General features: G+C 68.2%; 10 protein-coding genes. All 10 read left to right on the plus strand.

The features are described 5' to 3' along the window. Positions 1-102 precede the first annotated feature (102 nt). The 10 genes from mpl (at position 103) to aroE (ending at position 13583) form a co-directional block, all read left to right on the plus strand. Positions 103-1491 carry a UDP-N-acetylmuramate:L-alanyl-gamma-D-glutamyl-meso-diaminopimelate ligase gene (gene mpl / locus C7R54_RS24755; RefSeq protein ID WP_129153398.1) on the plus strand — a complete coding sequence of 463 codons (1389 nt, stop codon included), beginning with the start codon at positions 103-105 and terminating at the stop codon, positions 1489-1491. Further along, positions 1488-2096, plus strand: a complete 609-nt coding sequence (locus tag C7R54_RS24760) for a YqiA/YcfP family alpha/beta fold hydrolase (protein ID WP_129153400.1) — start codon at positions 1488-1490, stop codon at positions 2094-2096. Before mpl ends, C7R54_RS24760 begins: the two co-directional genes overlap by 4 nt. A gap of 160 nt (positions 2097-2256) precedes the next feature. Continuing rightward, positions 2257-4161, plus strand: coding sequence for a ribonuclease catalytic domain-containing protein (locus tag C7R54_RS24765; protein WP_129153402.1), 1905 nt, complete (start codon positions 2257-2259; stop codon positions 4159-4161). Positions 4162-4285: 124 nt separating this feature from the next. Then, positions 4286-4963 (plus strand): response regulator transcription factor, encoded by a 678-nt coding sequence (locus C7R54_RS24770; RefSeq protein WP_129153404.1) that lies wholly within the window; start codon positions 4286-4288, stop codon positions 4961-4963. Next, a complete protein-coding gene (locus C7R54_RS24775; RefSeq protein WP_240039699.1) occupies positions 4960-7509 on the plus strand; it encodes a sensor histidine kinase in 2550 nt (849 codons plus the stop codon). Before C7R54_RS24770 ends, C7R54_RS24775 begins: the two co-directional genes overlap by 4 nt. A gap of 151 nt (positions 7510-7660) precedes the next feature. Further along, a complete protein-coding gene (locus tag C7R54_RS24780) occupies positions 7661-8755 on the plus strand; it encodes an ABC transporter substrate-binding protein (protein ID WP_129153406.1) in 1095 nt (364 codons plus the stop codon). Between the two features lie 148 nt (positions 8756-8903). Beyond that, positions 8904-10676, plus strand: coding sequence for an ABC transporter permease (locus tag C7R54_RS24785; protein WP_129153408.1), 1773 nt, complete (start codon positions 8904-8906; stop codon positions 10674-10676). Beyond that, on the plus strand, positions 10669-11754 hold the full coding sequence (locus tag C7R54_RS24790; protein ID WP_129153410.1) for an ABC transporter ATP-binding protein: 1086 nt from the start codon (positions 10669-10671) through the stop codon (positions 11752-11754). The genes C7R54_RS24785 and C7R54_RS24790 overlap by 8 nt, the downstream gene beginning before the upstream one ends. A gap of 66 nt (positions 11755-11820) precedes the next feature. Next, entirely contained in the window at positions 11821-12717 is an 897-nt protein-coding gene (locus C7R54_RS24795; RefSeq protein WP_129153412.1) for a TonB family protein, read from the plus strand. Continuing rightward, a complete protein-coding gene (gene aroE / locus C7R54_RS24800) occupies positions 12714-13583 on the plus strand; it encodes a shikimate dehydrogenase (protein WP_129153414.1) in 870 nt (289 codons plus the stop codon). The genes C7R54_RS24795 and aroE overlap by 4 nt, the downstream gene beginning before the upstream one ends. The last annotated feature ends 3 nt before the right edge of the window (positions 13584-13586 follow it).

The following is a 13586-nucleotide window of genomic DNA, read 5'->3' on the forward strand; positions in this document are numbered from 1 at the left end:
ACCCATTACCGGCTCCGCTGGCACCTGCCGCGAACCGCGACGCGGCCATGCCGATGGCCCTGCCGACGCCACCCTCTACAATGCCGACAGGAGAAATACGTCATGCACCTGCACATTCTCGGCATCTGCGGCACTTTCATGGGCGGCCTGGCGCTGGTGGCGCGCGCCGCCGGCCACACCGTCACCGGCTGCGATACCGGCGTCTACCCCCCCATGAGCACCCAGCTGGAAGAACAGGGCATCGCCCTGACGGAAGGCTATGGCGCGGACCAGCTGTCGCTCGAACCCGACCTCTATGTCATCGGCAATGTCGTCACCCGCGGCAATCCCTTGATGGAAGCCATCCTGGAGTCGGGCGCTCCCTATGTCTCCGGCCCGCAGTGGCTGTGTGAACATGTCCTCGCCGGCCGGCATGTGCTGGCGGTGGCCGGCACCCACGGCAAGACCACCACCAGCTCCATGCTGGCCTGGATCCTGGAGTACGCCGGCCTGAGGCCTAATTTCCTGATCGGCGGCGTGGCGCGCGACCTCAAGGTCTCGGCGCGCTTCGACCCGCAAGTTCCCTGGTTCGTCATCGAGGCGGACGAATACGACACCGCCTTCTTCGATAAACGGTCCAAGTTCGTCCATTACCGGCCACGCACCGCCATCCTGAATAACCTGGAATACGACCACGCCGATATCTTCCCCGATCTGGCCGCCATCGAGACCCAATTCCATCATCTGGTGCGCACCATACCCGCCCGCGGCCGCATCGTGCTGCCACAAGCCGACGGCGCGCTGGACCGCGTGCTGGCGAAGGGCTGCTGGACGCCGACCGTGCGCTTCGGCGGTGGCGCCCCATGGGCGGCAGGTGACCCCGACGGCGACGGCAGCTTCGAGGTGCGGCACGAAGGCCGCGCCGTCGGCCGCGTCCGCTGGGAGTTGACGGGATCGCACAACCGCGCGAATGCCCTGGCGGCCCTGGCGGCTGCCGACCACGTGGGCGTGCCGGCGGCCACCGGCGTCGCCGCGCTGTCCGCCTTCGGCGGCGTCAAGCGCCGCATGGAGTTGCGCGGCGCCGTCCAGGGCATCAAGGTCTATGACGATTTCGCCCATCACCCCACCGCGATCGCGACCACCCTGGAAGGGCTGCGCCGCCAGGTCGGCGCCGCCCGCATCCTGGCGGTGCTGGAGCCGCGCTCGAACACCATGAAGCTGGGCACCATGGCCGAGCGCCTGCCGGCGGCGCTGGAGGATGCCGACCTGGTGTTCTGCTTCGGCGCCAGCAGCGGCAAGCATGCGCTGGGCTGGGACCCGGCCACGGTTCTGGCCCCGCTGGGCGAGCGCGCCACCAGCCATGACGACCTGGACGAACTCGTGCGCGCCGTTACCCAGGCCGCCCGCCCCGGCGACCACATCCTGGTCATGAGCAACGGTGGCTTCGGCGGCGTGCACGGCAAATTGCTCGATGCGCTGGCGAACGCAGCCCCGCACCGGGAAAAACAATGATCCTCTATCTCCACGGTTTCCGATCCTCGCCGTCGTCGTTCAAGGCGCGCCTGATGGCGCAGGCCATGGCCAGCCGCGGCCTCGCCGACGATTGGCGCTGCCCGCAACTGCCCGCCAGCCCGCGGGCGGCGATCGCGCTGGCGTCATCGCTGGCGCAAGAACTGCTGGCCCGCGCGCGGGCGCGGGGGGATGCCAGTCCGCGCGCGCTGACGATCATCGGATCCTCGCTGGGCGGCTATTACGCCGGCTGGCTGGCGGAGCAACTGGACTGCCGCGCCGTGCTGCTCAATCCGGCCGTGCGCGCGCCGCGCGATCTCGCCACCCAGGTCGGGGCGCAGACTATGTATCATTCGGGCGAGCCGTTCGAGTTCCAGCCCGGCTACGTGGCGGAACTCGCCGCGATCCAGGTCTCGCGGCCGACCCGGCCCGAGCGCTATTTCCTCGTGGCCGCCACCGGGGACGAAGTGCTCGATTGGCAGGAAATGCGTGACTTTTACGCTGGCTGCCGGCAACGGATCATCGCGGGCAGCGATCACGGCATTTCCGATTTCGAGAAATATCTGCCCGAAGTCCTGGAATTCGCACTGCAGGATGGACACTCATAGCCGCCCTCGGCGCGTGCCATGCCGAGGCCAGGATAACGATACCTGCACATATATATACATATATAGATAACCACGCCGGACCCGCGCGCCCGGCGCCTGACAAGAACCCAGCATTTGCGCGCGGCCGCTCGCGGGCCGCGCTCTCAGACAGACCCTCACCATGCACGTGTTTTACGAAGACGACGGCGCTTTCAAAGCCGGCCGCATCCTGTCCGAAACGGACGCCAGCCTTCAGGTCGAAGCCGACTCCGGCAAGCGCAGCAAGATCAAGCGGGCCAACACGCTGTTCACCTTCGACAAGCCGGAGCCCACCGAGCTGCTGCGCCAGGCCGAGACGGCGGCCGCCGACATCGACCTCCAGTTCCTGTGGGAATGCGCGCCGCAGGAAGAGTTCGACACGCCCGCGCTGGCGGCCGACTACTACGGCCACGCGCCCTCGCCCGTGGAACAGGCGGCCCTGTTGATCCGCCTGCACGGCGCGCCGGCGTACTTCCACCGGCGCGGCAAGGGGCGCTACCGCCCGGCGCCGCCCGACATCCTGGCCGCTGCCCTGGCGGCCATCGAGAAGAAACGCTTGCAGGCCGAACAGCAAGCGCACTGGGTTGACGACATGGCCGCGGGCAAGCTGCCGGACGAAATCCGCGAGGCCGCCGAAAGCCTGTTGATCCGGCCCGACAAGAACAGCCAGCAATGGAAGGCGCTGGACGCGGCTTGCGCCCGCCTGCAGAAGACGCCCGACCGCCTGCTGCTGGAGCTGGGCGCGTGGCCCCACGCGCTGGCCCTGCACCTGCGCCGCTTCCTGGCCGTCAATTTCCCGCGCGGCACGGGCTTTCCCGACGTTGTCGTCCCTGCGCTGGACCGCGAACTGCCGCTGGCCGACGCGGAAATCTATTCGGTCGACGACGTCACCACCACGGAGATCGACGATGCGCTGTCGGTCACCGAGCTGAAAGACGGCCTGGTCCGCGTCGGCGTGCACGTGGCCGCCCCGGGCCTGACCGTGACGCGGGGCAGCGAACTCGACGCCCTGGCGCGCGCGCGCCTGTCCACCGTCTACATGCCCGGCGACAAGATTCCCATGCAGCCGGACGCCGTCATCCAGGCGTTTTCGCTGGATGCCGGGCGCGAAGTCCCCGCGCTGTCGCTGTACGCGACGATCAATCCGTCGACCGGCGAGGTCGTCGAGTCGAACAGCCGCGTCGAACGCATCGTGGTGCGCGAGAACCTTCGCCACAACATGCTGGATGGCGAAATCACCGAAGCCGCCCTGGCCGATCCGCAAGCGCCCCTGCCCTATGCACATTGGCTGCGCCCGCTGTGGCGCACGGCGCTGGCGCTGAGCGCCCGCCGCGAGGAAGTCCGCGGCAAGCCGGAAAACAACAGCCGCGTCGAGTACAGCTTCTACCTGGACGGCCCGGCCGACGATCCGGATACCCCGGTACGCCTGGTGCCGCGCCAGCGTAACGCGCCACTGGACCGCATGGTGGCGGAATTCATGATCCTGGCCAACAACCTGTGGGGCGCCTTGCTGGCCCAGCACGGGGTGCCGGGCATCTACCGCTCGCAACAGGCGGGGCGCGTGCGCATGAGCACCCAGCCGTTGCCGCACGAAGCGATCGGCGTGCCGCAATATGCGTGGAGCACCTCGCCGCTGCGCCGCTATGTGGACCTGGTCAACCAATGGCAGCTCATCGCCGCGGTCGACAATGGCGTCTCGGCGCGCCTGGTTGCGCCCTTCAAGCCCAAGGACGCGGACCTGTTCGCCATCATCGGCGCCTTCGACGCCCAGTACGCCACCTGGGCGGATTTCCAGAATTCGATGGAACGCTACTGGTGCCTGCGCTGGCTCAAGCAGCACAATGTCACCCGCACCACGGCCAGCGTGCTGCGCGATGACCTGGTGCGCCTGAACAACGCCCCGCTGGTGGTGCGCGTGGGCAACCTGCCGGCCCTGGAGCGCGGCGCGCAAGTGACCATCGACATTCTTGGCGCCGACGAACTGGCGCTGGAAGCCGAGTGCCGCTACGTTGGCGTAGCGGCGCCGCCGGACGAAGCGGCGGCCTGAGCCTGGGTGGATCGCGCATCCGCCGGTACGCTATCATCGATGCGTCCGGCGCGATGCCGCCGGCAGGACGAAGACAAGCAAAAGAACGCGGGCGCGCCGCGGCGCCGACGGGGAGGGGATATCCATGCGCATTCTGCTCGTCGAAGACAATCTCGACCTGGGCGATGCGGTCGAAAGCAAACTGCGCAATGCGGGACACAGCGTCCAGTGGGTGCGCGATGGCGAGACCGCCTTGCAATGGGCCCGTCATGAAACCTGGGACGCATTGGTCCTGGACATCATGCTGCCTGGCAAGAGCGGTTTCGACGTCATCCGCGAACTGCGCGGCAACGGCCTGGAAGCGCCCGTGCTGGTGGTCACGGCGCGCTCCGAGATCGAGGACAAGATCGACATGCTGGACCTGGGCGCCGACGACTACCTGGTCAAGCCCTTCGACCTGCGCGAGCTGGAAGCCCGCCTGCGCGCCCTGATGCGTCGGCCCGCCGGCCGCACCACCAGCCTGGCCACCTACGGCAACCTGGCCCTGGACCTGGCCGGCCGCACCGCACTCATGAACGGCATGCCGCTGGACCTTGGACGGCGCGAATTCCGCCTGCTGGAGATCCTGCTCAGCCGCCAGGGCAGCACCGTGGCAAAGGAAAGGCTGATGAGCCAGCTGTTCGACCTGGACGACGTTTCGCTGAACGCCCTGGAACTGCTGATCTCGCGCCTGCGCAAGAAGCTGGCGGCGTCATCGGTCGATATCGTCACGGTGCGCGGCGTGGGCTACCAGGCGCGTATCAGCGAGAGCGTCGCAACTTGATCGCGGCGCGCGATTCCGAGCCCCGGTTTTCCATATTCGGGCGTATTTTCGGGGCGGGTCTCCTGCTGCTGGGCTGCACCGCCATCGGCCTGGCACTGTTCCTGCACCACGATGCGCGCCGCGCCGCGGACCGGGCTTTCGACCGTCTTCTGGCCGCTTCCGCGCTGACCATCGCGGGCTCGGTACGCATCGCCGAAGACGGCATCGAGGTCGAACCGCCTCATGCCGCGCTGGCCATGCTGTCCGGCATGGACCGCGTTTTCTACACGGCGCGCGGCCCGGACGGCAAGGCGATCACCGGCTATGACGACCTGGCGTGGGCCTTGCCGCCCGCCAGGTCGGCCGCTCCCAGGTTCGACGATATCGACTATCGCGACGAACCCGTGCGCGTCGCGACGGTGGGCCGTTTGGTGAGCGCGGGCCCGCATGCGGGCTGGGTCACCATACGCGTGGCCGAAACCCGTGACGCGCGCAATGCCTTGACCTCGGAGATCTGGCGGCGCGGCGTCACGCCGCTGCTGGTGATCGCGCCGCTGGCGCTGGCCTTGCTATGGTTCGGCCTGCGCCGCGCGTTCGCGCCCCTGGCCGCGATGGAACAGGAACTGAGCCGCCGCGAGCCCGACGACCTGCGGCCCCTGGACATGCCCGCGCCGCGCGAGGTGACGCGCCTGGCGCAAGCGCTGAACGGCGTCATGCCGCGCCTGGAAAATGCCATGCGCAACATCAATACCCTGGTGGCGGACGCCGCGCACCAGGTCCGCACGCCGTTGGCGTCGCTGCGCGCGCAGGCCGAGGTTGCGATGGAAGAAACGGATCCGCAACGCCTGCACGAGCGGGTGACGCGCATACACCAGAACGCCACGCTCGCCAGCCAGCTGGTGAGCCAGCTGTTGATGGACGCGACGATCACCCACCGCCTGGGCATGCGCGGCACCGCCAGCGTCGGCATCGCCGAAATCGTCAATGACACGCGCAACCATATCGGGCCGCTGGAAGCCGCGCGGCTGCGCATCTTCATCGCACCCGAAGTGCGGCGCGCCCGCGTTACCGGCGATCGCGTGGCCCTGCGCGAGATGCTGCGCAATCTCGTCGACAACGCCTTGCGCTATGCCCCGGAAGGCCCCATCGAACTGCGTGTCACGCCCGTGTCGGCCCTGCGCGTGGCCATCACCGTCAACGACCACGGTCCGGGCATCCCGGATGACGAGATCGAGCGGGTCCAGGAGCGCTTCCAACGCGGCAGCAGCGGCGCGCAACAACCGGGGTCCGGCCTTGGGTTGGCCATCGTACGCATGGTGGCGCAAGCGCACGGCGGCTCGCTGTGGCTGCAAAACCGCCCGGGCGGCGGCCTCGCGGCCAAGGTGATCCTGCCGCGCATCAAGCCGACCTACCGGAAATCGGCGGCCGTGCTGGCCGCCGTCATGACGGGGCTGCTGTCCGCCGTTTCGGCGCCTTCCCCCGCGCAAGCCGAGGACTGCGCCACGGAACCCACCACCACGCACTATCCCACGCCCACCCAGGGCGATCCGCTGCTGACCATCGCGGGCACCACGGACACGGCCACGATGAGCGGCCTGATACTTTCCTTCCAGAACGCGAACCCGGGCGTCGCCGTCAACTACCTGGAGATGGGCAGCAGCGCCCTTTATGAAGCCGCGTCCTCGGGACGCCTGCCCGATGTGGATGTCCTGATGAGCCCGGCGACCGACCTGCAGGTACGACTCGCCAACGACGGCTATGCATTGCGCTACGACACGCCGCGCACGGCGGGCATGCCGGATTGGGCGACATGGCGCAATGAAGTGTTCGGCTTTACCCTGGAGCCGGTGGTGATGGTCTACAACCCGCGCCGCTATACCGACGCCACGGCGCCGCGGTCGCACCAGGCGCTGCTGCGCCTGCTCGAGAGCGAGGGCGCGGCCTTGCATGGCCGCGTCGGCACCTACGACCTGACGCGCAGCAGCGTGGGCTACCTGCTGGCGGAACAGGACGAGCAGGTCTCGTCCGACTTCTGGGGCCTGGCCGACGCACTGGGCCGCGCGGGCGTTCGCCGCGTCGCCTGCGGCCGGGAGATCCTGGACGCCATCGAGCGCGACGACCTGGACCTGGGCTACAACGTGCTGGGCTCGCAAGCGCTGGCACGGCAGGCCGACGGCGGGCATATCGGCGTGATCTACCCGCACGACTATGAACTGGTGCTGACGCGTTCCGTGCTGATCGCGCGCCACACCCGCCAGCCCGCGCTGGCCCGTGCGCTGGTGGACTGGCTGCTGTCGCCGGCGGGACAGGCCGCCGCCGCCAGCAAGGCGGGACTGGGATCGCTCATCGCGGGCACGCCCGGTCCGTGGACGGCCGACGCCGTGCTGACCCACTCGCCGGGCGTCGTGCAGCCGGTGGCGATGGGGCCGGGCCTGCTGACCGGCCTGGACCGCCAGCGCCACGCGCGCTTCATCCGCAACTGGGTCCGCCTGGTGGGCGAGACGCCGCCCGGGGACGAACCGGCGCCACGCGCACCGGCCAGGGCGGCAACGGGAACCGCCGAGTAGGACCACGGGGACCGGTAGGCAAGGCAGGGCAACTGTTATCTGTCATCCCGGGACAGGGCCATGACAGGACGACGACAGTATTGCAAACCTAAGATGCCGCCAGACGACCCGAACCGTCGCCTCGAACAATTCCAATACCGGAGAGACAGTCATGCTTGCCCAGTCCCGCCTCGCGGCCGCCTGCGCCGCCGCCTTTGCCCTTGCCTCCGCCAGCGCCCTGGCCCAGGTGCCCGCCGGCTACCCCGCCGACTATCAAAAGATCATCGACGGCGCCAAGAAGGAAGGCACCGTGGTGATCTACTCGACCACCGACACCAAGGCCGCCGGCCCCATCATCAAGGGCTTCGAAGCCGCCTACCCCGGCGTCAAGGTCGAATACAACGACATGAACAGCACCGAGCTGTACAACCGCTTCATCAGCGAACAGGCAGCGGGCGGCAACAGCGGCGACGTGGTGTGGAGCTCGTCGATGGACTCGGCCCTGAAGCTGGCGACCGACTATGCTCTGCAGTACAAGTCGCCGGAAGCCGGCAAGCTGCCGTCCTGGGCCGTGTGGAAGGATTCCGCCTACGGCACGACGTACGAGCCGGCGGTCTTCATCTACAACAAGCGCCTGATCGCCCAGGCCGACGTGCCCAGCACCCACGCCGCGTTGGCCAAGCTGGTCTCGTCCCAGACTGACAAGTTCAAGAACAAGGTCACCACCTACGACATCGAAAAGTCCGCCGTGGGCTTCATGCTGGCGGTCCAGGACAAGGCCAACGACAGCAAGTATTTCGACACGCTGCGCGAAACCGCCAAGGGTGGCCTGGTGGTCCAGTCCTCGACCGGCACCATGATGGAGCGCGTATCCTCGGGCGAGAACCTGATCGGCTACAACATTCTCGGCTCCTATGCCGAGGCGCGCGCCAAGACCGATTCCTCCATCGGCATCGTCTACCCCACCGACTACACCCTGGTGCTGTCGCGCGTGTCCTTCATCGCCAAGAAGTCCAAGCATCGCAACGCCGCCAAGCTGTGGCAGGACTTCCTGCTGTCGCAGAAGGGCCAGGACATCGTCGCCAACCAGGCCGACATGGCGTCCATCCGCGACGACATCCCGGGCGACAACGACGTCGACGGCATGACCAAGAAGCTGGGCAACGCGCTCAAGCCCATCCCGGTCAACGAAACCCTGCTCGACTACCTCGAGCAGAAGAAGCGCCTGGAGTTCATCAAGGACTGGCGCGCCGCGGCCGGCAAGTAACCGGTAGCGAAGCGGCGGGACTGGCCGGCGACGCCGCCAGCCCGTCCCTGCCCGCGGATTGCGCGGGCAGGCCGCGAGCCCGGGCCGTCCTGGCAGGACGGTCCGCCGGATGACAGGTCCTCGCCGGCCTTTTCTCAGGATTTCCACCATGCAGTCATTGCGCTCCAAATGGCAGTCACTGCCGCGCGGCGTAACGGTAACGATCACCGCGCTGGCCATCTACGTGCCGCTGTCGCTGATCATCTACCAGAGCTTTCTGTCGGCGCCGTTCTTCATGCCGTCCAAGACCGTCAGCCTGGACGCCTTTCGCTTCATCTTCGACGACCCCGATTTCTACAAGGCCCTGATCAGCGGCCTTGTCCTGGCGTTCGGCCTGTTCATCATCGCCGTGCCGCTGGGCGGCATGCTGGCCTTCCTGATGATACGCACCGACCTGCCGGGACGCCGCTGGATCGAGCCCTTGATCCTGGTCCCCGTGTTCGTCTCGCCCATGGTGCTCGGCTTCGGCTACGTGGTGGCCGCGGGCCCGGTGGGCTTCTTCTCGAAATGGACGCAGGACCTGCTGGGTTTCGTGCCGTGGAATATCTATTCCATGACCAGCATCGTCATCATCGCCGGCCTGACCCACGTGCCGCACGCCTACCTCTACATCTCCTCCGCCCTGCGCAGCATGGGTTCGGACGTGGAGGAAGCCGCCCGCATCACGGGCGCGTCCCCGCTGCGCGTGATGATGTCCGTCAGCCTGCCCATGGTGCGGCCGGCGCTGCTCTACGCCAGCGTGCTGCTGTTCTTCCTGGGCCTGGAAGTCTTCGGCCTGGTGCTGGTGCTGGGCGACCCGGAAGGCAACCTGGTGCTGGCGACCTATCTGTACAAGCTGACCAACAAGCTGGGGGTGCCCTCGTACCACCTCATGGCGGCGGTGACGGTCGTTCTGATCTGCATGACCATTCCCCTGGTCGCCCTGCAACGCCGCCTGATGCGCACCGCCAACCGCTTCGTCACGATGAAGGGCAAGGCCTCGCGCGCGCGGCCGCTGCCGCTGGGCAAGTGGCGCTGGGCGGCGGGCGCCGTGGTGGCCGCATGGCTGCTGGTGACGGTCGTCGTGCCGCTGGTGGGCGTGCTGCTGCGCGCGTTCGTGTCCAACTGGGGCATGGGCGTCAGGCTGGTGGACGTGCTGTCGCTCGAAGCGTTCCGCGCCGTGTTCGCCTCGCCCAACCTCATACGCGCCATCGTCAATTCGGTGGCGATCGGCGTGATCGGCGGCGCGCTGGCGGTGATTTGCTATGGCTTCATCGGCCTGGCCATGCACCGGCGCCAGGACGGCGTCACCCGCTTTCTCGACTACAGCGTGCTGGTGCCGCGGGCCGTGCCCGGCCTGCTTGCCGGCCTGGCCTTCCTGTGGGTGTTCCTGTTCGTGCCGCTCTGGCTGGACAACGCCCTGGACGAAGGCGGCGTCCTGTCGGCCCTGCCTTATGCCGAATGGCTGCGCGAAAACCTGGTCGAATGGCTACGCGGCGTCCGCAGCACCATCTTCAGCGTCTGGGTGGCCTACACCGTCGTCTGGATGGCCTATGGCCTGCGGCTGATCTCCTCGACCCTGCTGCAGGTCGGCCCGGAACTGGAAGAAGCGGCGCGCAGCTCGGGCGCCCGGCGCGGCCAGGTCACGCGGCACGTCACGGTGCCGCTGGCGCGGCACGGCCTGGTCGGCGCATGGCTGCTGATGTTCCTGATTTTCGAGCGCGAATACTCCACCGGCGTCTACCTGCTGTCGCCGGGCACGGAGACCATAGGATCGATGCTGGTGTCGCTGTGGGCGACCGGCGCCATCGATATCGTGGCCGCGCTGTCCTTCATCAATATCGTACTGGTCGTCCTCGGCCTGGGCATCGCCCTGCGATTCGGAGTGAAACTTCATGATTGAACTTTCGGTGGAAGACCTGCACCTGGACTACGGCGACGTGCCGGTGCTCAAGGGCGTATCGATGGACCTGCGCCAGGGCGAGGTGGTCTCGCTGCTGGGACCGTCGGGCAGCGGCAAGACCACGCTGCTGCGCGCGGTGGCCGGCCTGGAGGCGGCCAAGCGCGGCAGGATCACCATAGGCGAACGCGTGGTATTCGACGGCGCGAAGGGCGAAGTGCCGGCCGAGGACCGCAACCTGGGCCTGGTGTTCCAGTCCTATGCGCTGTGGCCCCACAAGACCGTCTACGACAACGTGGCCTACCCCCTGCAACTGCGCCGCACGCCGGCCGCGGAAACGCGCCAGCGCGTGCAGGAAGTGCTGGACCAGCTGGGGTTGGGGCATCTGGCGGCCCGCCACCCGCACCAATTGTCGGGCGGCCAGCAGCAGCGCGTGGCGATCGGCCGCGCGCTGGTCTACAACCCGCCGGTCATCCTGCTGGATGAACCGCTGTCCAACCTGGACGCCAAGCTGCGCGAGGAAGCGCGCGCGTTCCTGCGCGAGCTGATCGTGCGCCTGGGCCTGTCCGCGCTGATGGTGACGCACGACCAGAGCGAGGCGCTGGCGATTTCCGACCGCATCCTGCTGCTGAACAACGGCCGTATCGAGCAGCAGGGCACGCCTCAGCAGATGTACGGCGCGCCGCGGACGCTGTTCTGCGCCGAGTTCATGGGCAGCAACAACCGCATGAACGGCCGCGTCGCCGAAGTCCGCGACGGCCAGGCGCGTATCGAAGGACAGGGCTGGAAACTATGGGGCAAGGCCGCGGAGGGGTTGAGCGTCGGCCAGGACGCGACCGCCGTCATCCGGGTGGAACAGGTGCGCCTGGCCGATGACCCGGAAGGCAATCATCTGGACATGCAGCTGATGACCGGGATGTACCTGGGCGACCGCTGGGAGTATCTTTTCCGGACCCCTGGCGACGAGTCGGTGAACGCCATGGCCCTGCGCGCCTACGGCCACGAAAGCCGCTCGTCCGGGACCTGCCGCCTGGCGCTGCCGGCATCGCAAGTCTGGGTATTCCCGCAAGCATCGAAATAGGCGGGGAGGACGCCGGCCCGGCGGGCAGCGGTCCGTAAATCCGCAAAACGGGCCTAAAATGCCCGCGTGCAACAGACTCTGCCCTCCTCCTCCCTGACCCGATCCGCGCGCTGGCTGAGCGCGCGGGCGCAGCATTACCTGTGGATCGGATTGGCGATCTCGCTTTTCATCCACGCGCTCGCGCTGGCGTTGCGGTTCGCGCCGCCGCGCCCCTCGCATCCGCCCGCCGAGTCGCTGGAAGTCATCCTGGTCAATACGCGCACGGAGAACGCGCCGGCGCATGCCGACGCGCGCGCCCAGGCCAATGTCGAGGGGGGCGGCGATGCGGACAAGGGCATGGCGCAATCGCCGCTGCCGCAATCGGGCGACGCGCCCAACGCCATCGTGCTGGAAGCCATGCGCAAGCGGCAGACGGAACTGGAAGCCGAACAGCAGCAATTGCTGACCCAATTGATGGCGCGGACGCAGGCCGGCCCTGCCCACCAGCAGGGCGAACCCACGCGGCAGCCGGCCGCGCCGGGCCGCGATGACCTCGACCAGGACAGCGTGCTGCAGAACGCCCAGGTGGCGGCGCTGTCCCAGCGCGTGCAGGCCTACAACAAAAAACCGCGCCGCGCCTTCGTGGCGCCCGCGGCGGAAGCCTCGCGTTTCGCGCCCTACCTGGACGCCTGGCGCAACCGGGTCGAAACCATAGGCACCCAGTACTATCCCGATGAAGCGCGCGGCAAGATCTATGGCTCGCTGCGCATGACAGTCTATGTGCGCGCGGACGGCAGCGTGGCGGATGTCGAGATCGACAATCCCTCGCCGCAGGCGGTGCTCAACCAGGCGGCACGCCGCATCGTGCAATTGTCCGCGCCGTTCCCGCCGTTCCCGCCCGAGATCGCCCGTGACACCGATGTCCTGGCCATCACGCGCACCTGGAACTTCGTCAACGACACCTTGGAAACCCACGCGCCATGATCGCCCCGTCCTCCCAACCCGGCCGCTACGCCGTCATCGGCAATCCGGTGGCGCACAGCCGCTCGCCGCAGATCCATGCCCTGTTCGCGCGACAGACCGGCATCGACCTGGAGTACGGTCTGCTACCGGCGCCGCTGGACGGGTTCACCGCCGCCGTGCGGGATTTCTTTGCCCAGGGCGGACGCGGCCTGAATGTGACCGTGCCCTTCAAGCAGGAAGCCTGGCAGCTGGCCGCGGCCAACCTGAGCGACCGCGCCCGCCTGGCCGGCGCGGTCAACACGCTGTGGCAACGCGATGGCACGCTCCATGGGTGCAATACCGATGGCGTCGGCCTGGTACAGGACCTGCGCCGCCTCGGCGCGGACCTGCAGGGTGCCCGCCTGCTGCTGCTGGGGGCCGGCGGCGCCGCGCGCGGCGTGCTGCAACCCCTGGCGCTGGCCGGCTGCGCCCGCCTGCACATCGTCAACCGCACCGCCGACCGTGCGCGCGAGCTAGCCAGCGACTGGCTGCGTGCCAGCGGGTCGACCAGCCCGGCCGTCAGCGCGGGCGGCCTGGACGAAGCGGCGTTGGGCGGCCCCTGGGACGTCGTCATCAATGCCACTTCCAGCAGCCTGTCCGACGCGCCGCCCGACCTGCCCGCCGGCCTGTATGCGCCCGGCGCGCTGGCCTACGACATGATGTACGGCGCCCAGCCGACTGCCTATATGCGGCAGGCTGCCGCCGACGGCGCCGCGCAGTGCGCCGACGGCCTGGGCATGCTGGTGGGCCAGGCCGCCGAAAGCTTCTACATCTGGCACAACGTGCGCCCCGATCCGGAGCCGGTACTGCAAACCCTGCGCGCGGCCCTCGCCGCCCCGGCTCGCTGAACA

It is taken from the genome of Achromobacter aloeverae, from assembly GCF_004121055.1.
GTDB lineage: Bacteria > Pseudomonadota > Gammaproteobacteria > Burkholderiales > Burkholderiaceae_B > Bordetella_C > Bordetella_C aloeverae.

Bases quoted from the DNA above. Each gene is read 5' to 3' on its own strand.
- C7R54_RS24765 (WP_129153402.1), top strand. From the start codon at position 2,257: ATGCACGTGTTTTACGAAGACGACGGCGCTTTCAAAGCCGGCCGCATC.
- C7R54_RS24780 (WP_129153406.1), top strand. From the start codon at position 7,661: ATGCTTGCCCAGTCCCGCCTCGCGGCCGCCTGCGCCGCCGCCTTTGCC.
- C7R54_RS24790 (WP_129153410.1), top strand. From the start codon at position 10,669: ATGATTGAACTTTCGGTGGAAGACCTGCACCTGGACTACGGCGACGTG.
- C7R54_RS24770 (WP_129153404.1), top strand. From the start codon at position 4,286: ATGCGCATTCTGCTCGTCGAAGACAATCTCGACCTGGGCGATGCGGTC.
- mpl (WP_129153398.1), top strand. From the start codon at position 103: ATGCACCTGCACATTCTCGGCATCTGCGGCACTTTCATGGGCGGCCTG.
- aroE (WP_129153414.1), top strand. From the start codon at position 12,714: ATGATCGCCCCGTCCTCCCAACCCGGCCGCTACGCCGTCATCGGCAAT.
- C7R54_RS24760 (WP_129153400.1), top strand. From the start codon at position 1,488: ATGATCCTCTATCTCCACGGTTTCCGATCCTCGCCGTCGTCGTTCAAG.
- C7R54_RS24785 (WP_129153408.1), top strand. From the start codon at position 8,904: ATGCAGTCATTGCGCTCCAAATGGCAGTCACTGCCGCGCGGCGTAACG.